The sequence below is a fragment of the Gluconobacter sp. OJA genome (assembly GCF_039638325.1).
GTDB classification, from domain to species: Bacteria; Pseudomonadota; Alphaproteobacteria; order Acetobacterales; family Acetobacteraceae; genus Gluconobacter; species Gluconobacter cerinus.
This window is the reverse complement of sequence record NZ_JBDIWI010000001.1, coordinates 450,529-470,680: the sequence shown is the minus strand read 5'-3', so window position 1 is coordinate 470,680 and position 20,152 is coordinate 450,529. Positions and strand designations below refer to the sequence as shown.

The window sequence follows — 20,152 nt, the reverse complement described above, 5'->3', positions numbered from 1 at the left end:
CGTTCATTCCCTGATTCATTCTATTCAGGAGGACCTTCATGAAAACCAAAACAGTTCCCGCCGATCAGGCTCCCGCAAAACAGGGTTGCTGCAGCAAAGTCAAAGCCTGCTGCAAGCATGCCGGTCGCGCCCGCGAAATCAGCCTGGCAGTCATGACCGGCATGGCCACTATCGGCCCCAAGCGTTTCCGCCCCTATTTTCAGCAGGCACTCGCCGTTATTTCCGTCGTGGCAGCAACCATCCAGTTCTTCCGCAACCGGAAGGCCTGAGTTTGGTTTGGCCAGACACCTTTTCAGGTTGCTGGCCAGATCACCTTTCCACGTTCCTCGTAGCCCTCAGAGGAACGAAATTGGATCAATATCAATATCGATCCGGGCACTGCCAGTCGGCTTGATATCTTTCAGCCAGTCTCGCAGAATCGGCTGCACGGCGATGCCACGCATTGTTCGCAACAACAGTCGCCGACGGTGTCGCCCTCTCAGCACGGCCAAAGGCGCGGGGGCTGGGCCAAGAACCTGCACCCCTTCCCGCTCCGGCGCCGCAAACGCAATTTCCTTTGCCAGCGCATCTGCCGCGTCTGCTGTCGCAGCACTGATGATCAGCGCAGCCAGACGGCCGTATGGTGGCCAGAAAGAAGGGCGTCTCTGCTCAGCTTCCTGCTCCATGAAGGTCTGAAAATCATTGGAGACAAGCGCCGTCATGACAGGGTGCTCACCCACGTAGCTCTGAAGCAGGACACGGCCAGGACGCTCCGCACGACCCGCACGACCCGCGACCTGATGCAAAAGCTGAACCGTGCGTTCCGCTGCCCGTAGATCGCCGCCGCCCAACCCCAGATCCGCATCCACAACACCGACCAGAGTCAGCTTCGGGAAATGCCAGCCTTTGGCGACAATTTGCGTCCCGATGATGAGATTGACCTCGCCATCCGTGATCTTCCGTACGGCTTCCGCCGTAGCCGCCGGGGAGCCCAGTGTATCCGAAGACATGACCAGAATTTTTGCTTCAGGAAAACGCAGCTTTGCCTCTTCCGTAATGCGCTCAATACCCGGCCCAATGGGTACGAGCGAGTGTTCGGCGTGGCATTGCGGGCAGTCTGACGGAATACTCTCGGTATGACCGCAATGATGGCATGTCAGGATGCCACGCGCGCGATGTTCCACCAGCCAAGTGGAGCAGCTGGGGCACTGCATCCTGTGCCCACAGGCACGACAGAGCGTCAACGGTGCATAGCCACGACGGTTGAGGAACAGCATCGCCTGCTCCTCGTTCTTCAGGGTCTCATCAATGGCATTGCAGAGCACCGGGGATAAAAAGAGCCCACGCTCTGGCGGATCAGCCCGCATATCGACCAGAGAGACGTCCGGCATCGTCGCTCCGCCATGCCGGGCCGTCAGAAGCTCATGGTGATAGCGGCCGCTTTCCACATTCGCCAGTGTCTCCAGTGACGGCGTCGCAGACACGAGAATGGCAGGAGCGTTCGCCAGACGGGCGCGAACCACAGCCATGTCCCGCCCATGATACATGACGCCTTCTTCCTGCTTGAAGGCGCTCTCATGCTCCTCGTCCACCACAACGAGTCCAAGATCTTCAAACGGCAGAAAGAGCGCTGATCGCGCGCCCACAACGACACGGGCCGTCCCGTCCGCCACAGCGCGCCATGTTTCGCGTCGGCGCTTGGTTCCGAGGTCGGAGTGCCATACGGCTGGGTCTGCACCGAAACGACGGATAAACCGATCCGTCCACTGAGCTGACAGAGCAATTTCCGGCAACAGGACCAGAACCTGTTTCCCTTGGGCCAGACAGGCCGCGACAGCCTCGAAATAGACTTCGGTCTTTCCCGATCCTGTCACACCCTCCAGCAGAGTGACGTCAAAACGCTGCTCTTTCACCGGGCGGCACAGCTGCTCGGCAACATCTGCCTGCTCTTCAGACAGCTGCGGTGCACCGTGGGTCGGGTCCGGCGTTGCGAAAGGAGCCGCGACAGAGATGACGGCTTCCCGAAGGAGCCCTGCAGTCGCGAGCCCTCGGATCACGGCGGAACTGGTGCCGCTGGCCGCCGCAAGATCAGACGTCGTCATCGGCGCATTGGACGCCGCATTGAGGACGGAGCGACGGGCCGGAGTGATGCGCAGGCCTTCTTCCGGTTGTTCCGTTCTGACCCAACCCAACGCAGGCTTTGGTGCGTCCTTCAGGTGAATGCGGGTTGCCATCGCCAGTACAAGCCCAGGCGGCGTCAGGGTATATGCAGCAACCCAATCAATAAACCGCCGCAGACTGCCCGGCAGGGGGCGTACGTCCAGCTTTTCGACAACTGGACGCAGGCGGGACAGCGGAACCTCGCGCCCCGGAGCCGTCGCGAAGTCAGCAGGGACTGTGCTGGTCGTATCCCAGACACATCCGACCGTTTCCCGCTTTCCCAGAGGAATTGACACCAGATCGCCCGGCTGAAGCGCCATGGGTGCCAGATAGTCTAACGGACCCGGAAAAGGCAGCGGAACGAGCACCGAGACACGCGTTCCGGTGGAGGGTGGCTTTCGCCAGAGGTCAGGCTTGGGTAGGCTGCTGGATGCCATGCCTGTGTCTAACCTTCCTGAGCCCGAAATGCCATGATGGCCCATGACGCATTACGCGACTGGACCGAATGGCTGACCCATGAGCGGCGCTCCAGCCTGCGAACGGTCGAGGCTTATCGGCACGATATTGTTCTCGCACTGGCCTTTTTCGAGCAGCATCTGGGGGGGGACGTTGATCTGGCATCCCTCGCAAAACTGTCTCTAGCCGATTTGCGCGCCTGGCTGGCCCATGAAACCGCCCGCAGCGAAAAACCCACACGGCGCGCCACCAATGCAGACTCCCGTGCGCGGTCCCGAGCACGCCGGGTGTCGGCGTTGCGGTCGTTTTACCGTTATCTGGCCGTTCGGTTCGATGTGTCGAACCCCGCTCCCGGACTTCTGGCCACACCACGCCTGAAAAAGCGTCTTCCCCGCCCCCTTGGGCAGGAACAGGCCCTCGCCGCCCCTGAAGGCATTTCCGACGACGCTTACACCAGCGCCGCTGCTCTCAGGGACAAAGCGCTTTTCACGTTGCTTTACGGCACCGGATTACGCATTGGCGAAGCGCTCGCGCTGGACGTGCGGGATCTTTCAAACGCTGGCGAGAACATGCTCCGGGTCTTGGGAAAGGGCGGAAAAGAACGCCTCGTTCCTCTCCTTCCCGCCGTGCGCGAGGCATTGGAGACATGGAAAGCCGCCCATCCGTCTCCCTCCCCCGACGCCCCATTGTTCTGCGGCACACGCGGTGGTCGCCTGAACCCCGGCGTCGCCCAGCGCGCCATGCGGGAATGGCGCAAAGGCGAAGGCCTGCCGGATTCCGCCACACCGCATGCTCTTCGCCACTCTTTTGCGACCCATTTGATGGAAGGTGGCGCTGATCTGCGTGCCATTCAGGAACTCATGGGCCATGCCAGTCTTTCCACCACCCAGGCTTATACTCTGGCAGACGAAAAGCATCTGCTGGACGTCTGGCGCAAGGCACACCCACGGGCGGAGCAGGAATGAAAAGACTGACATGGGGCATTTTGGCTGCTCTTATGGCTCTGACCGGGAAGGCTGAAGCAGTGCCATGCCACACGGTACAAGCGGCCGTTTTGCCTCTGCGCGATGATGGTGGATATCTGAGCATTCCTGCCCAGATCAACGGTCATGCAGTCTCCATGATCGTAGACACAGGCTCACAAGGTAGCCTGATGACACCGCAGGGCGTTGCAGCGCTTCATCTACCTCAGGACCCTGACCGTCACACTGTTATGCAGGGGCCCAATGGAACACCTCGCCTTGTAGCCAACGTCCGTATTGCCGATCTGCAACTGGGGCATCTTTCTCTGGGAGCCGGGTCCATGCCCATAGGCTCTCTTCCTGGTTCCCCGATGATTCATCCGCCTATTCTGGGGCTTCTCGGGGCAGATGTTCTGGATGGGTATGATCTGGAGTTTGACGTTCCCCATCAGAGGCTCATGTTCTGGAAAGTTTCCTCAAACAGCTCGTCCTGCCAGCTTCAGCCCACTTGGAAAGGCCAATGGAATACGGTTCCGGCCCGACAGGTTGACGGACGCCTGATGGTAACCTTCACGCTTGATGGAACGCGCGGAACAGCGCTTCTCGACAGCGGTGCGCGCTCCCATATTGTCAGCACCGACTTCGCCTATCGCCTCGGCCTCACGGATGAACTGCTCGCGCTCGACCCTGGCGGTATTACTGCCGGTGTGGACCTGCATGAACGCCGCTACCACTGGCATCGCTTCAAGCGCTTTTCCATGGGGGGGACGGTCTGGGTTGATCCCGTTCTGACTGTCGCCCCGGTTCATGATCAGGCCGACATGCTGCTGGGCTCAGACTGGTTCGCCAAACACGACATCTGGCTCTCTTACGCCACAAACCAGATTTTCGTTCGTTAAGGAGTTGGGAGCGTACAGAACGTCCCGGCTTTCATCCGTTCCTTGCGGGCAGGGGTAAAAGCCCACCAGTTCAGGGCTTCTCCTGTTTTCGCCTGATGGATGGTGGCTGCAAACACGTCATGCACACAGGGATCATGGCGTTGCTGCGTTAGGTGACAAAGCTTCAGATAAAGATCGTCCGGCTCACAGGATGCCAGTTGCGCAGTTGAGGTAATCCCCAATATGGCAAAATCTGCGAGTGCTGCTTTGCCAACATTCTTCAGCATTGTGAGATCACTCATGCCTGCTCGCCCTTTATTTGAGGCAACCATTGTAGCGAGCGGCACTTTAAAGTCCTAGCAACAAAAGGACATTATTCATGGCGACGCAGGGACTATCACGTTTCACTGGCCGCAAGGTTCTCGTGACGGGGGCGGCATCGGGTATTGGTCATGCGACAGCCCTTCGTTTCCTTGACGAAGGCGCTCATGTCATTCTTGTGGACCGGGATCAGGAAAAGCTCGACGAGGTCATGAAGAGCCTCGACCGGAACAAAGCTACGGCCTCTCTGACAGACATTTCAAAACCCGACAAAGTTCAGAAACTGCTGGACCTCACCAAACAGACGTTCGGCACACTGGATGTGCTGGTGAACAACGCCGGTGTCACCACAATCGGCACGGTCCTGGACGGAGATCTGGACGCCTGGCAGACCGTGTGTGCCACAACCCTGACCGGAACCCTGAATGTCAGCCGCACCTTTCTGCCCCTGCTGATCCAGAGCAAAGGCAACATCGTCAACACGGCCTCCGTCTCTGGAATGAGGGGAGACTGGAACACGGCCTATTACGATGTTGCCAAAGGCGGCGTTGTGAACCTGACGCGTGTTCTGGCGATGGATCACGGAAAGGATGGCGTTCGCGTCAACGCCATCTGCCCGTCGGTCACACGCACGGCCATGACGGCGGACGCCCTTAAAGATCCAGCTTTCGTCAAAAGCGTCGAAGACCGCGTCCCGTTGCAGCGTCTGGGAGAGCCTGAAGATATGGCCGCAGCAATCACATTCCTGGCCAGTGAGGATGCGGCTTACATTACGGGATTGATTATGCCTGTTGACGGCGGCGTGACCGCATCAAACGGGCAGCCACCGTTCCCTATGAGCTGATCTACAGAACATTACTGCACGTCTCCGCGCCGGTCGCGCACGGAGACGTTTCCTGAATGTGTGGCGAAGAAATGCAGCCCCTGCCCTTTGGAAAGAGGGCGCATATGGGCCGGGATGGCGAAATACATCCGGTTGTTTTCCAGACTCCAGATGATGATTTTGTCCGCAAAGAACGGAAGTCCCAGACTTCCAATTTCTACTTCATCCTGAAAGACAACTTTTTCATTCTCTATCGGAGCGCCGCCCATAAAAAGGTTTTTGACAAGCGCGCCCTGCCCCACACTCAGAAAATCATCATAGTGAGTGAATTTCTTCTGATCCCCCAGACCTTCTAGGTTTTCCTTTAGTGATGAAATCCAGAAAGACGGAAATGTCGTGTATGTCAGATCAGGATCAAGGCTGACGCGCTTCTTCTTTTCGCCAACTCGAATATGCACTGTGAAGTCGTCTTCCATGTCCACGGAATGACTGTCATTTCCCAGGAATGTTTTAAACGCCAGCTTGCAGGCTTTCGTATCTTTGACATCAAGATACGCGAATTGTCTTTCCGGAATATCTATCAGAACTGCCAGCCGGGATAACGCCGCGCGTCCAAGCACACCCACAATCGGTCGCCCGTCAACCACCTGCGTACTGGCCTTCGCGAGCAAGACGACGTCTACATCTTTCAGCGGAATATCATCCAGAACCAGTTCATTAATTTTGGAATGAAAGGCACTTTCCTTATAAGTGCCGTTAATGACGACTTTGGCGTCATCATAGCCCTTGGGAAACTGTATCCCTTCAGAATTCCGGACGTAAATGTAATCGAAGGCCGGACTGACATACATCGCAGCGGGTTTGCCGTTGATTTTCACCGGTATCAGCGGCGCATCTCCCTCGCCTCCCAGTAATGGAAGAATAACTGGTGCAGTGACACAGTCCGACTGCTCTTCCGCAGACGCAGACGACGTCGGTCCCAAGATGATCGTAAGAGCTACCAGCCCAATAAAGAGAAAGCCTCTATTGATCACTGATCGTGACTTTTCGAACGCGACCAGAACATGACACCTCATGATGACACCAACGCCTGACCATTCCCCTTACACCGAAACTCTCCAACAGCATTCTCAATCCTGAATGACCGGCATAAAAAAACCTCCGTCCCGGTAAAGGAACGGAGGTTTCTGACACCCACTGGAACGCAGGGAGTTATTCGCCTTTGAGGCGGCTGTTGCACTGGGACCAGTACCCGCCACCCTTCTGGATCCACTTCAGGCTACCGTTGCCGCCGTTCGCCTTGTTCGCATTATACTGGGCAACACAGGTCTTCATGCGAGCCTTGCCAGCGGACAGGCTGGAGAACTGGGACGACACAGACGTTGGGAATACAACGTTTCCAGACGTGACCGGAGCACTCTTGGATGCAATCGGTGCCTTCGTGCCTGCAACAGACGAATCAGGCGGGTTCGCCTTACCCGTCGTGACAGGGACCGTCGTTGTTGGTGCTGTGGCAGCCGTTGCCGGGGCAGCAGTTGTCGCGGGCGCGGCTTCAGCCGTTTCGCTACCACAGCTTGCAGCCTTGAAGGCCTTGTAGCTCTGCCCGTTCAGGGTGCCGCCCTTCTTGGCGGACTGGAATGCAGCATGGCATTCCTTGGCCGTCATCGCGTGTGCAGGAACCGAGGCAAGACCGGCAGCCAGAACAGCGGCCAGTGAGAGGCGGGACAACATACGGCTGGAAACCATGAAAAACATCCTTGTCTGTCAACCGGGAAGTCGCAGCCTCCCGGTTCAGAAACGCCGGTGACTACGATCAGTTGATGCGTTCACCATGCATGGTCGTATCGAGGCCTTCAAGTTCCTCTTCTGCAGAAACACGCAGACCCATGACACGATCCAAAACCTTCAGGATCACGAATGTCATGATGACACACCAGACAATCGTCACGCAGACAGCTTCCGCCTGAGCCAGAAGCTGTGAAAGGCTTCCAACCGTACCAGACGGGTTGGCGTCCGTCGCAGAGAGCGGCCCATAGGCCAGAACGCCTGTCAGCAGAGCGCCAATGATACCACCCGTACCGTGAACACCGAACGCATCGAGGCTGTCATCATAGCCGAGAGCGTGCTTGAGCCACGTTGCGCTCCAGAAGCAGACTGCACCGGCAATCAGACCAATCACCACAGCGCCGCCCGGCAGGACAAAGCCCGCAGCTGGCGTGATGGCGACCAGGCCGGCGACCACGCCAGAAATAATGCCGAGTGCCGTCGGCTTACCCGTCCGTGCCCACTCGACAGCCATCCAGGCGACACCACCAGCGGCGGCAGCAAGCTGCGTTGTCAGCATGGCCATGCCTGCACGACCGTTTGCGCCCAACGCGGAGCCTGCGTTGAAGCCAAACCAGCCAACCCAAAGCAGGGACGCACCGATAATGGCGTATGTCAGGTTGAACGGAGACATGTCATCCGTTCCGATGCCCCGGCGCTTGCCAAGAACATACGCACAGACAAGGCCAGCCACACCGGAGTTGATGTGCACGACCGTGCCACCGGCAAAGTCCACAGCGCCTAGGCCAGCGACCCAGCCCGTTGGGCTCCAGACCCAATGAGCGACGGGCGCATAAACCAGCAGCAGCCAGAAAATCGTGAAGACGCACATGGAAGAGAACTTCATGCGTTCCGCGTAGGCCCCTGTAATCAGGGCTGGCGTGATGACGGCGAACGTCATCTGGAACATCATATAGACGCTTTCCGGGATCGTCATCGGAACGGCGGCTGCCGTTCCTGCCCCAAGCGTGAAAGCGGAATCAACGCCATTGTGGAAGTTTGCTGCCACACCGTTCAGCAACGCGCGGGACAGATCACCAATCCACGGTGTGCCGTTCGAGAAGGCCAGGCTGTAACCTGCAACCATCCAGACGAGGCTGGCGATACAACAGATGGCAAAAGACTGGATCAGGGTCGCAAGAACGTTCTTCTTGCGAACCATGCCGCCGTAGAACAACGCAAGACCAGGCACTGTCATCATCAGAACAAGTGCTGTGCTGATCAGCATCCAGGCTGTATCACCTGTGTCGATGGCCGCAGGCGCATCAGCAGCCATCGCGGATACTGGTAGAAGTGCGCCAGCAGCCATGATCGAAAGACCGGAACGTCTCATCACAGAGCGCCCTCCCCGGTCTCTCCCGTGCGGATGCGAATGAGCTGGTCGAGATTGGAGACCATGATCTTGCCGTCCCCGATCTTGCCGGTACGCGCTGCCGTCATGATTGCTTCAATAACATCTTCCACAACGGAATCCGCCACTGCGATCTCGATCTTGAGCTTCGGAAGAAAACTGACGTGATACTCGGCGCCGCGGTAGATTTCCGTCTGGCCTTTCTGACGGCCAAAACCTTTGACTTCCGTCACGGTCAGACCTTGCACGCCCAGTGGCGTCAGCGCCTCCCGGACATCGTCAAGCTTGAAGGGTTTGATAATTGCGGTGACGAGCTTCACGAACGGCATATCCTCGTTGGGAATCAGAAGACTGGTGGCCAGTATGGCCCAGATTGTACCAGTTCAACAACAATATACGAAACAGCCCGGAGGCACCGGAAAACCGGCACCTCCGGGCATTTCTGCTCCGTCTGGGTCTTGAAGGACAATCAGAACGTGGCGTTGATACGGCCGTAATAATAACCGCCAGCAATGCCAATACCGGAAGAGTCGGTATCGTAAGCATTCGCCCCGAGGTAGTTCAGATACTTGGTCAGACGGCGCGGACGCTGATTGAAGATGTTGTTGGCGCCCACAGCGAAGTGCCACATGTGGTTGAGACGGTACCCGACCTCAAGATCCGTCAGCCAGACTGGCGTATTCTTGAACTGTCCCCAGCAGACGTTGGAATACTGAAGGCTCTGCCCCTTGCAGGTCAGGCTGGCAGGCGTCTGATCCTGATAGGTCAGCATGGACGTCGTTTCGCCGTAGCGCGTCTGACGGAGGTTCACATCCCACTTCCCGATCGTCCAATACGCGTTCAGGATGATCTTGCTCCGCGGAGAGGTGGACGTCAGATACGCGATGCTCTGCTCATTAAGATACGGATTGCCCTGAGAGTTCGTGTTGATGTGGCTGACGCGGGTCCGGTTGAGGTTGAGAGCCATGGTCAGGTCCAGATTGCCATACTGATGCATGTGCAGCAGATAGTCAGACTGGATATCGAGACCCTGGGTCCGGGTGCTGCCAACGTTGGCAAAGTAATTGGCAGACACGTCAGACGTATCAATACCCACTGGTAGGGTCGCACCCGTCATTCCAATTGCCGAAATTGCAGAGGGACCATAAACAGAACCGGCGCCGGAAATCCGATCACGAATGTTGATCTGATAGACGTCCGCCGAGAGATGCCAGCCATCAACGGGCTCAAGAATAATACCACCCTCAGCACTCGTGGAGCGCTCAGGCTTCAGATGCTGCGCACCAAGGCTCTTGCCAGCCGCACCTGACGTGGACAGCAGACCGGATGCACCCGTCGGCGACACATTCAAAGAGCTGAAATTTTCTTCCGGCAGGGTCGGAGCACGGAAACCGTTGCTGATCGTGGCACGAACGGCAATGCGCTTGGTGATGTCGTACCGTGTGGAAACCTTGCCATTCTCGGTATTGCCAACGTCCGTGTAATGCTCAAAACGGCCCGCAAAATCGAGATCCCAGTGCTTCAGCGGATGGAAGTCACCATCAAGATAGGCAGCCCAGACGTCACGGCTCCACTTACCGGCGTTCTCTGGCATCAGGCCCGCATAACCCTGCGTTCCACCATCAGCATAGGATCCAACTTCGCCTGGCCAGATCTGGTAGGTTTCAAGACGATGCTCGCCACCGAAAGCCACCGTGACCGGTACAAGATCAGCGATCTTTAACTGCCGCCGGAAATCCAGATTGTTGGTCCACTGGGACAGGCGATACGTCTCGGCACGAACCGTCGTTGGAGACGTTCCCGTAGCTGCAATCAGATTCGGGTTGGCTGTGTTCTTGTTGCCGACATCGTCTTCATCCGCACCGTAAGTGGAGCTGAGGTCCCAGGAGAAACCGAAGAAATTGTCCCCCTTCAGACCCAGTGTCGCGGCATAATCGTTCTCTTCAATGGTTTCGAGCGGAGAGAAACCATAAGGATACAGCGTCGGGGCAACAGACGGCATACGATAGTTTTCGTAAGCCTCGGAATGACGGTGAGCATAGGTAATGAGGCCATAGCCATTCACACCTTCCGTCAGCGTCTTGCCAAACTCGATGCTGAGATTTTCGCGGGTTTCTTCTGGTGTGCTCAGGATCTTGTTGGAATCGTGCGGGACATTATAGCCCTTGTATTCAGAATTCCCCGGAACAGTTCGCACGTCCGTCGTGTTCGGGACCATGTGATCGGTGTGGTACATCTGCCCGCTGATGTGGACATACCCATCACCCAGGAAGCCAAAGCCACCATCTGCACCAAGCTGATACTGCCAGCCATCGCCGTTATAGGCGTTTGCACCCGTCTGCGCGGTCATGTTCAGGCCATGCGGCGTCTTTTTCAGAATGATGTTCACAACACCTGCAATGGCGTCCGAGCCATACATTGCGGCCGCGCCATCGCGCAGAATTTCGATATGATCGATTGCAGAAGCCGGGATCATGTTCAGATCGACCGGCGTTGAGCCCTGCTGTGGACCGGCATCGGCGTAGATGTTGGCTGTCGTATGACGGCGCTTTCCATCCACGAGAACCAGAACTTCGTTCGGGTTCAAACCACGCATACGGATCGAGGACGTCAGCGCACCGGCATCACTGCCCATGGCGTTTACTGTGATCGACGGATCCGTACGGACGATAGCGTCCGCAAGGTTCATCTGACCGGAACGACGCAGCGTGGCAGCGGTAAGAACGCTGATCGGGCTCGTGGAATCCCGGGCGCGGCGGTTGAACGCATGCGTTCCCGTCACGATCATCTGTTCATTGCTGTTGCTATCAACCGCATGTGGGCGACGCGGCGTGGCGACAGCCTGGCGGACGACTGTTTTCTTCCCTGTGGTCTTGGCCGTCACCTTTGCAGGCGCCGTGGCCTTGGTCGTTTTATGCACGGCAGCAGAGGCCTGATGTGCTGGGTGCAAAACCGTAACGATTGTAGTAGCGAGAAGAAGTGACTTGAGGCGCATTCAGGCAGTCCTAATCAGATCCGGTGTTCGGTTCAGATTAGAAACGTTTTAAAATGTGTCTACGATTATTCCTTTGTCAGAATGTATCACAGGATTTCCAGTGCATAAATGCCACACTCCTGTGGGGTCAAAACGAAACTTTTGAACCCCAGAGTGCGGCACTGAGAAATTTCAGGAAACTGCTGGCGTATTCAGGTCCGGTCCGCGATATTTTCCATCGCCCGGCCGGTTGACGGGCGGCGACATGAGGCTTTCGGGCCACGGCGTATCAGATGGAGAATCCGATACGACCGCAGTCCGTCCGCGCGGCAGGCATTCCGGCATTTCTATCTGGATACGGCGCAGCATGCGTTCGCGAATATCGCAAGACAGGTTCCACATGTTTCCTGCATCTGCCGCCCCTGCGATCATGCGGATGGAAATGACCTGAGCATTACTGTCTGCAATCTGGCAGGCAATGGAGGAACGGTCCTTGTCCCAGTCCGGACAGTGCTCGATTTCTTCCATGAACATTGCCCGCAAGCGATCCATCGGTGTGCGGTAATCCAACCAGAGAAAGATGGAGCCGATCAAAGACTGCGAACTATGCGTCCAGTTCTGGAACGGGTTTTCGAGGAAATAGGAAATAGGCACGATATAGCGCCGACGATCCCATGTCCGCAGGACGACATAGGTTGCATTGATCTCCTCAACCCAAGCCCAGTCACCGTTCAGGATCAGCATATCTTCCATACGGATCGGCTGCGTAATGGCGATCTGAATACCCGCAATCAAGTTGGACAAGGCCGGTCGAGCGGAGAGACCCACGATCAGGGAGGCGGCACCGGCAGAGGCAAAGAGCGAAACGCCAAATTTCTGAACGGAATTGAAAACCATCAGAGACGCAGCGACGGTCAGCACTCCGAAGGTGATCTCAATCAGACGACGGAGCACCCGGATCTGCGTCTGATGAGACCGGACAGTGATGTCATCCACGTTTTCCTTGGCACTGATCCGGTTCAGGTACTGATCGGTCGCCAGACGAAATGCCCTGATAATGCCGAAGCCCAGGTTCATAATGAACAGACAGGCCAGCACGTGCGCGAGAAGCTTTTCAGTCTCGGGAGAGAAGCCCTCCGTCGCTGGCAAAGCTGCACTGGCGGCTATGATCATCAGAAAATAGCGGACATTCATCCTTAACCTGATGGTTAAAGCATGAATGAACTGGATCTTCCTCAGACCCGGCAGGCGGGGCAGCGCATCCGTGATGATCCGACTGAACAGAAGAGCAATCAGCGCCGCTGCAATCAGCAGAAGAACAGAACCCAGCGGGTCAGGCAGCCAGTCGAACTGGTGACGAAGGCTGGACATTGAGTCCACATAATTCTGTCTGAACATTGGTCTCCCTAGACGATCACCTGTCATCCACCATCAGGTCACGCGGAGGCTGCATCCTGAGCGAATGAAATGCTGTAAGCGGCGTCCCTCAGCGCGCATTTGGCCAAGGACGTCAGACTACAACAGCAGGCAGACCCAACTGTTCCCGAAATACGAACAGTTCCGTTTTCACTATTTTAAATTGTTATTAATATTGTTGTACGATTTATGTTGCAGAAATGAGACACTGATTTACCCGTCTTTTCGGCTCCACAGATACCAAACAGCCGAAGCGAAAACTTTAAGAGAAAATCAGTATTTTTAAGCCTTTTCAGTTCTTTATCACAACAAACCACAAACACCGATTCATGTTGTCATTTATCATTATAAACATATTTTATTGGTTGTTTCATATTATAACTATTTGGTGTAGTTTTATGGCCACCACCACTTCCGTTCTGTCATCTGTGTTTTCGTTTGCTCTGCTCATGTCAGGCACCTCGGCCATTGCCCTGGCAGCAGACGCTCAGGACGAGCATTCTCAATCCGAGCGAAAACCCTCTGTCGCACCCCGTCATAATGGACATTCCAAACCTGTCCCGACGTCCCATAAGCAGCCCAGTGCAAAAAGCGAAAGCGTTACGGTTCTCGGTCATGCCCATCAGGCTGACGGCGGAGCGCTAGGGACACGCCGCCTTCTAGATACGCCATTTTCGATCAAGGTTGTGACGGCCGCAGAACTACAGGAGCGGCAGGTCAAATCGCTGGCGCGCGTTTTTTCACAGGATGCATCGGTCATTTCAAACGGCGACACGTATTCGTTCAACGCCTATTCCGTCACGGTCCGGGGCGTACCGCTTGACGATTACAACGGCTACAAGATCAACGGTACGCCCTTCTTCATGACAACCGTGGAACTCCCGCTTGAGTCATTCGAAGCGGTGCAGCTTCTCAAGGGTGCTTCCGGTTTCATGTACGGCTTCAACGCGCCCGGCGGCATCATCGATTTCCAGACGAAGAAGCCGACCGACGCGCGTACATTTTCCTTTGATGCCGGATACAGCTCAGGCGCCGTTGGCAGTCAGCACATCGACACAGGTGGGCGCCTCTTCCGAAACGATATTGTTGGATATCGCCTCAACCTCACCCACGAAAATGGCGAAACCTATAACGGATCGCACGTCACGCGCTTTTCAGGTTCCCTGTCCACGGATGTGCGGCTGGCTCACAACCTGCTGTGGACTGCCGATGCCATTTATCAGGACCGTCAGGTCCGTGGTGGCGTACAGGACTTCTTTATTGATGATCCGTCCGCCTATGGCAGCAACCGTCTTCCCGATGCCATCAGCGGACACAAGAACCTGACCGCATCTCCGGCAAGCATGTTTACATCCCACACGCTGTTTGTCTCAACGGGGCTGCATTGGGACATTACAAAGAACTGGACGGCGCGCATCGATTACAGCCACAGCATGGACTATCGCCGCTATCGCGGAGAGTGGATGTCCCTGCAGGATCAGGGTGGCAACTATGACACGTATATGAGCACCAATCCCGGAAGTTGGGCACAATATGATCAGGTTCAGGCCATTCTGGAAGGCAAGTTCCGGACAGGCTTTATCCGGCATGATTTCACGATGGGAGCGGCCTGGCAGGGGCTCAGCAAATATCTTCCATATGACTCTGATTACGTGAACATCGGAGGCCAGAACCTCTACTCGCCGATCACCAGCCGCTCTTATAGCGGAAGCTGGGACACCGCGACCTATCGTAATTATCGTTCCGATCAGGTCGGTCTTTTCGGCAGCGACACCCTGACGTTTGATAAACACTGGTCACTGCTCGCCGGCATCCGCTTTACCGATTTCCACCAGCTGACCTGGACGTCCGCCGGTACGAAAACAGCGCTGCGCACTACGCCACTGACACCAACTGCCGCCCTGATGTTCCATCCGTGGAAAGATACCACCATTTACGCCAGTTACGTTCAGGCGCTGGAAAACGGTGGGACCGTGGGAGACACCTATAAGAACGCACGCGAGACCCTTCCGCCCATCCGTTCTGATCAGGTTGAAGTGGGCGCAAAGATTGCGCGCCAGACCTGGGACCTGACAGGCGCGCTCTATCGCATCACGCGAGGCGCGCAGTATGCTAATGCGGACAATGTTTATGTGTCGAACGGCACCGTCACATATCAGGGCGCAGAACTCAGTGGTCATGTCGATCTACCGTTTGGCATTACCCTCACGGACAGTCTGGGCGCCGAAGGCGGAAAATACAGCAAGGCAGATGCCAGCGTTAAAGGAAACAAGATCGAAGGCATTCCGCTGTTCCAGAATGTCTTTCAGCTGACGGACCGTATCCCGGGCGTGCCGGGTCTCTCAGCGACTGCAGAAGTTCATTATACTGCGTCAATGTGGGGTGACAGTTCCAACAGCTTCCATGTCCCGAGCTATACGCTGCTCAATCTGCGGGCCAGCTATCGCACCAGCATCGGCCGTCACAAAGTGACGCTACGCGCTGAACTCGATAACGCCACAAACCTTCATTACTGGGGCTTTCTGGCCTCTGATTACTTCTTTGTCGGGACACCGCGCGCTGTCTTCCTGAACGCACGCTTCGATCTCTGATCTTTTCTGCCCCTTCCTGCCCTCTTCCGCTCCACACGTCACAGGAGTAGGACAGGGGCAGGGAGATGAGCACGATGACCAAGACACATTACGACCTGTGCATTAACGGAGCTGGTCCTGTTGGCGCGACACTGGCCTGTCGTCTGGCAGCCGAAGGTGTGCGGGTTCTGCTCATTGACCGGGCAGCTCTCCCGGGCATGGAAGATCCCTCTCTCGATGGCCGGGCATACGCCATTGCGGAAGGCTCACGCCAGATGCTGGAAGCCGCAGGTATCTGGGACAATCTTCCCGGTGTTTCCCAGCCGATCCGTGAAATCCGCGTCTCGGATGGCCGCCCGCACGAGGCTCCCTCACCGCTTTTCCTACATTTCGGTGTGGACGATGCCCCTGAAGGCATGAATTTCGGCTGGATGGCAGAAGCACGCGATCTGCGTCTCGCCATTAACCGGACGCTTGAACAATACGAGACGCTGGACGTCCGCGCGCCAGACACAGGAACCTTCACGTTCCACCCGGATCATGTGTCGATCCGTTTGGCATCGGGTTCAACCGTGACGGCCAAACTGGCTGTCGCCGCTGAGGGACGTCGTTCTCCATTGCGCGACCAGGCCCGCATCGGCCTGACCAAACTCCCCTATCATCAGTGCGGTATCGTTGCGACAATCGCACATGAAAAGCCTCATGACGGCGTGGCGCTGGAACAGTTCCTGCCCGAAGGACCGTTCGCCCGACTGCCGATGCCAGGAACGGCTGAACATCCGCATCGATCCGCTATTGTCTGGGCAGAAGGCGAGGGCCGCGCCCAGCGCTTCCACGACCTCCCCGATGAAATCTTTGCCCGCGAAATCCGTGCCCGCATGGGCGATGAGGATCTGGGCGCCATCACACCCATTGGCCGCCGCTGGATTTATCCGCTGTCAGCGCAATATGCGCAGACATATATTGCGCCGCGTCTGGCTCTCGTTGGAGATGCTGCCCATGGTATTCACCCGATTGCGGGTCAGGGCCTGAATATCGGCTTTCGGGATGTCATCGCTCTGGCAGACCTGCTCATTGAAGCCCATACGAAACGTACAGATCCGGGCAGCCGGGAACTCCTTGTCCGCTATCAGCGCCGAGCCCGGCCCGGCAATATGGCCATGCTAGCTGCCACGGACATTCTGGAACGTCTTTTTGGTAACGATAATCCGGTTCTGCGGCGCGTACGTGATCTCGGTATTGCGGGCGTTCATCGCCTGCCCCGCCTGAGACGCGCCTTTGTTCGCAAGGCGATGGGCGTATGAGTTCAACCGTAAATCTTGATCAGCTCTGGCGAAATATGCAGGCACAGGCCTGCAGTTGCCATGACCCTCTGATTCAGGATGTTTTCGCTACGAATATCGGAGACCATCACAGCTTCAGCTCGGGCCTTGCATCCCTTCTGGGTACCAAGCTGGCGGATCGATCCATTTCTGCTACGGCCATCACACGGCTGGTCACTTCCATTCTTCTGGAAGTCCCCGGCATAGCCGAGTCAGCTGCCGAAGATATTCTGGCAATCCATGACCGTGATCCGGCCTGCCCGGATCTGGTGACACCGTTCCTGTTCTTCAAAGGCTGGCAGGCGTTACAGGTTCATCGTATCGCGCATCACCTCTGGCAGAAAAACAGACGGCATCTGGCCTATCATTTTCAAAGCCGGGTCAATGAGCTGTTCGCAATCGACATTCATCCGGCCGCGCGCCTTGGTCGGCGCCTGAGCATCGACCATGGAACGGGGATTGTGATCGGGGAAACCTGCATCATCGAAGATGACGTCTCCCTGTTCCAGGACGTCACGCTGGGTGGCACAGGGAAACTGACCGGGAATAGACATCCGATCGTACGCCGAGGGGCCATGATTGGATCAGGTGCCAAGGTGCTGGGGCGCCTCATCATCGGCGAAAATGCCCGTATTGGTGCAGCATCAGTCGTTCTGGAAGATATCCCTGCCAATGCGACGGCAGTCGGAAATCCGGCCAGGATTCTGGAGCCTTCCAAAGTCAGTGCTGCAACAGACGCCAAACTGCCGTCCTGAGCAGATACAGGAAGAGGCTGCCTCCTTTCGGAGAACACCCTCTTCCTCAAGCAAGGCCTCGTTGACGTTGAGCGCTTACTGATTCGAGAACTTGAACGTCGTCGTGTAATCGAATGTCTGACCCGGCTTTAGCTCTGTCGTCGGAAAGGACGGATGATTCGGGCTGTCTGGATAATGCTCGGCTTCAAAGGCGATAGCATCTGTCTGACGATAAGCGTGGCCGGAAATTCCTGCATACCCGCCGTCCAATGAGTTGGACGTGTAAACCTGTAGCCCCGGCTGGTTGGTCAGAACTTCCATGCTGCGGCCCGAGCGTGGGTCATAGACTTTTCCAGCCAGACGCGGAGCCTGTCCGTATGCTCCGTTGACGACCCAGTTCATGTCGTAACCACGCGCATACATCATCTGGATGTCATTGCTGCGGAGGCGTGCGCCCACTTCAGTTGGCTTGCTGAAGTCCAATGGTGTGCCTGCAACGGGTGCAAGCTGGCCCGTCGGGATTGAGGTGCTATCGGTCGGGGTATAGCTGTCTGCGTTGATCTGAAGGATTTCCGGCTCAATGCTGCCGGAGCCTTCGCCATTCAGATTCCAGTAGCTGTGGTTCGTGAGATTCAGAACCGTCGGCGCATCGGTTGTCGCTACATAATGCAGTGACAGAGCATTGTCGTTCCCCAGCGTGTAGGTCACATGCGTCGTCAGCGTTCCGGGGAAACCTTGGTCTCCGTTCGGACTGACCAGCTTCAACGTTACATAGGAGCCGCTTGCAGAGACACCTGTCTTTTCAAGCGTCCAGACGTTCTTGTCGAATCCCTTTTTGCCACCATGCAGAGCATTCGGAGCCGCCGTAATGTCCGTGTGGTAGATTTTCCCATCTACCGGGAAGCTGCCGCCTGCGAGACGGTTTGCATAACGGCCGATAATCGCCCCGAAGAACAGTCCACCCTTGGCGCTATCGACGGTGTATCCCTTGAGATCGCCAAACCCGAGGACGATGTCCTGCGGATGCCCGTTACGATCCGGCGTTTCAACAGATTGAATAATGCCACCATAGGTAATGACGCGTACCGTCACGTTATGGTCATTCTTCAGGGTAACAATACGGACAGGCTTACCATCGGGCGTGTTGCCCCATGGCTGAGAGAGTGCCGTTGGACGCGCCTGAGCAGCCCCAAGAGACAGGCCAACTAGGGCCACGGTGGCAAAAAGCGGTGCTTTGCAGGCAGAAAATCTGGACACTGGAAAATTCCCTGGTGTTGAGTTGCCGCCACACTGCTCTCAAAATATTTCAGCCGTCAAAGTGGCCGGAGTGTCCTTCTGACTTCTGGATCGTTAAAGGATCTCGTCCCTTCCCTGTGTCATAATTTGGATACATAGAGGGGTGCAGCTTGGCACAGTATAGGCTATGACTACGGCCTTCCGCAGTTTTCCGCGACGGACGGCTCATGGCTCCGCTGGCGGCACACCAATTGAATGGGAACGGATTTCGAAAATTTCCGTTTTCAGATGAAGTCTTTGTGAGCACGCCCGCGGAGTGGGGTTTTTGAGGAATGGTTATGGACTCTCGGCAGGACAGAATCGGTATCAGGGCGACGCGCTCGCGTCGTGGCAGAGCCATTGCAGGCGTTTTGGCACTGCTGACGCTGGGGGCCTGTGGCTCCCTGCATAATCCCCCGCCGAAAGATCCGGACGACCTTGCTGATTACAAGGCTGCCAACGATCCGTACGAGCCGCTGAACCGGAAGATGTATAACGTCCAGATGTGGGCTTATCACGTGGCCCTGCGTCCCGTGGCCAAGGCCTGGATCTGGGCTGTTCCGAAGCCGGTTCGGCACAGTATTTCCAACATCAATGAAACCTGGCGTGAGCCTGCGGTGTTCTTCTCTGATGTTGGGGCTGGAAAGCCCCGTCGTGCGGGTGACTCGTTCATGCGCTTCACGATCAACATGAGTGCGGGAGTGGCGGGTTTCTTCGATGTTGCCAGTCTGGTCGGTTACAAACAGCATGAGACTGACCCGGGGATGACGATGGGAACATGGGGCGTGAAGAGCGGCCCATACCTCTTCATCCCGTTTGTCGGCCCCAGCAACTTCCGCGATGGTATCGGCTATGGGATCGGGCAGGCTCTGACCCCGATCAATTATGTGCCAAGAGGTTATGGTCTGCTGACATTCAACTGGGCCTACAATATTCTTGGAACGGTTGATGGCTTTGCCAACAGTGTGGATCAGATCGACCATCTGGAGCAGGACAGCCTTGATCCGTACTCCTACGTCCGTAGTGCCTGGCAGCAGAACCGCCAGAGCCAGATTGACGCTATGACGAACGATCACCGCGCCACCACCCCAGACTGGTACAACTGAG

Annotated in this window: 17 protein-coding genes; 8 read left to right on the top strand and 9 right to left on the bottom strand. The window is 56.6% G+C overall.

Annotated elements, in window-relative coordinates:
• Positions 1–38 precede the first annotated feature (38 nt).
• Positions 39–269, top strand: a complete 231-nt coding sequence (locus ABDK75_RS02205) for a hypothetical protein (RefSeq protein ID WP_046900693.1) — start codon at positions 39–41, stop codon at positions 267–269.
• 66 nt (positions 270–335) lie between these two features.
• Here the strand turns inward: ABDK75_RS02205 and ABDK75_RS02200 are convergent, their stop codons facing one another.
• Positions 336–2,576 carry a primosomal protein N' gene (locus ABDK75_RS02200; RefSeq protein WP_346004854.1) on the bottom strand — a complete coding sequence of 747 codons (2,241 nt, stop codon included), beginning with the start codon at positions 2,574–2,576 and terminating at the stop codon, positions 336–338.
• Positions 2,577–2,609: 33 nt separating this feature from the next.
• On the opposite strand from ABDK75_RS02200, the gene ABDK75_RS02195 reads away from it, so the two are divergent.
• Together ABDK75_RS02195 and ABDK75_RS02190 are read left to right on the top strand one after the other, a co-directional pair.
• A complete protein-coding gene (locus ABDK75_RS02195; RefSeq protein WP_346004853.1) occupies positions 2,610–3,560 on the top strand; it encodes a tyrosine recombinase XerC in 951 nt (316 codons plus the stop codon).
• The gene (locus ABDK75_RS02190) at positions 3,557–4,456 is read left to right on the top strand and encodes a retroviral-like aspartic protease family protein (protein WP_211508238.1); all 900 of its coding nucleotides are present in this window, start codon (positions 3,557–3,559) and stop codon (positions 4,454–4,456) included. Before ABDK75_RS02195 ends, ABDK75_RS02190 begins: the two co-directional genes overlap by 4 nt.
• Here ABDK75_RS02190 and ABDK75_RS02185 read toward each other — a convergent pair.
• Entirely contained in the window at positions 4,453–4,737 is a 285-nt protein-coding gene (locus ABDK75_RS02185; protein WP_099211684.1) for a helix-hairpin-helix domain-containing protein, read from the bottom strand. The two genes, ABDK75_RS02190 and ABDK75_RS02185, sit on opposite strands and share 4 nt — an antisense overlap.
• A 77-nt stretch (positions 4,738–4,814) precedes the next feature.
• Between ABDK75_RS02185 and ABDK75_RS02180 the strand changes: the two genes are divergently transcribed.
• Positions 4,815–5,600, top strand: a complete 786-nt coding sequence (locus ABDK75_RS02180; protein WP_346004852.1) for an SDR family oxidoreductase — start codon at positions 4,815–4,817, stop codon at positions 5,598–5,600.
• A gap of 11 nt (positions 5,601–5,611) precedes the next feature.
• On the opposite strand, the gene ABDK75_RS02175 is transcribed toward ABDK75_RS02180, so the two are convergent.
• The 6 genes from ABDK75_RS02175 to ABDK75_RS02150 form a co-directional block, all read right to left on the bottom strand.
• Positions 5,612–6,655: a hypothetical protein gene (locus tag ABDK75_RS02175; protein WP_346004851.1), complete on the bottom strand. Its 1,044-nt coding sequence runs from the start codon at positions 6,653–6,655 to the stop codon at positions 5,612–5,614.
• Positions 6,656–6,791: 136 nt separating this feature from the next.
• Positions 6,792–7,334, bottom strand: a complete 543-nt coding sequence (locus ABDK75_RS02170; protein WP_346004850.1) for a hypothetical protein — start codon at positions 7,332–7,334, stop codon at positions 6,792–6,794.
• 58 nt (positions 7,335–7,392) lie between these two features.
• A complete protein-coding gene (locus tag ABDK75_RS02165; RefSeq protein ID WP_086633463.1) occupies positions 7,393–8,736 on the bottom strand; it encodes an ammonium transporter in 1,344 nt (447 codons plus the stop codon).
• Positions 8,736–9,074, bottom strand: coding sequence for a P-II family nitrogen regulator (locus tag ABDK75_RS02160; RefSeq protein ID WP_029495718.1), 339 nt, complete (start codon positions 9,072–9,074; stop codon positions 8,736–8,738). Before ABDK75_RS02160 ends, ABDK75_RS02165 begins: the two co-directional genes overlap by 1 nt.
• A gap of 149 nt (positions 9,075–9,223) precedes the next feature.
• Positions 9,224–11,749, bottom strand: a complete 2,526-nt coding sequence (locus ABDK75_RS02155) for a TonB-dependent receptor (RefSeq protein WP_346004849.1) — start codon at positions 11,747–11,749, stop codon at positions 9,224–9,226.
• Positions 11,750–11,920: 171 nt separating this feature from the next.
• On the bottom strand, positions 11,921–13,126 hold the full coding sequence (locus ABDK75_RS02150) for a mechanosensitive ion channel family protein (RefSeq protein ID WP_346004848.1): 1,206 nt from the start codon (positions 13,124–13,126) through the stop codon (positions 11,921–11,923).
• Positions 13,127–13,542: 416 nt separating this feature from the next.
• Here ABDK75_RS02150 and ABDK75_RS02145 point away from each other — a divergent pair, with 416 nt between their 5' ends.
• From ABDK75_RS02145 to cysE, 3 genes are all read left to right on the top strand, one after another.
• Positions 13,543–15,735, top strand: a complete 2,193-nt coding sequence (locus tag ABDK75_RS02145; protein ID WP_346004847.1) for a TonB-dependent siderophore receptor — start codon at positions 13,543–13,545, stop codon at positions 15,733–15,735.
• A 65-nt stretch (positions 15,736–15,800) separates the two neighbouring features.
• A complete protein-coding gene (locus ABDK75_RS02140) occupies positions 15,801–17,018 on the top strand; it encodes a UbiH/UbiF/VisC/COQ6 family ubiquinone biosynthesis hydroxylase (RefSeq protein ID WP_064274630.1) in 1,218 nt (405 codons plus the stop codon).
• Positions 17,015–17,791, top strand: a complete 777-nt coding sequence (gene cysE, locus ABDK75_RS02135) for a serine O-acetyltransferase (protein ID WP_211498635.1) — start codon at positions 17,015–17,017, stop codon at positions 17,789–17,791. Before ABDK75_RS02140 ends, cysE begins: the two co-directional genes overlap by 4 nt.
• A 75-nt stretch (positions 17,792–17,866) precedes the next feature.
• Here the strand turns inward: cysE and ABDK75_RS02130 are convergent, their stop codons facing one another.
• A complete protein-coding gene (locus ABDK75_RS02130) occupies positions 17,867–19,027 on the bottom strand; it encodes an aldose epimerase family protein (RefSeq protein ID WP_099211670.1) in 1,161 nt (386 codons plus the stop codon).
• 317 nt (positions 19,028–19,344) lie between these two features.
• On the opposite strand from ABDK75_RS02130, the gene ABDK75_RS02125 reads away from it, so the two are divergent.
• Positions 19,345–20,151, top strand: coding sequence for a VacJ family lipoprotein (locus ABDK75_RS02125; RefSeq protein ID WP_046900679.1), 807 nt, complete (start codon positions 19,345–19,347; stop codon positions 20,149–20,151).
• The last annotated feature ends 1 nt before the right edge of the window (position 20,152 follow it).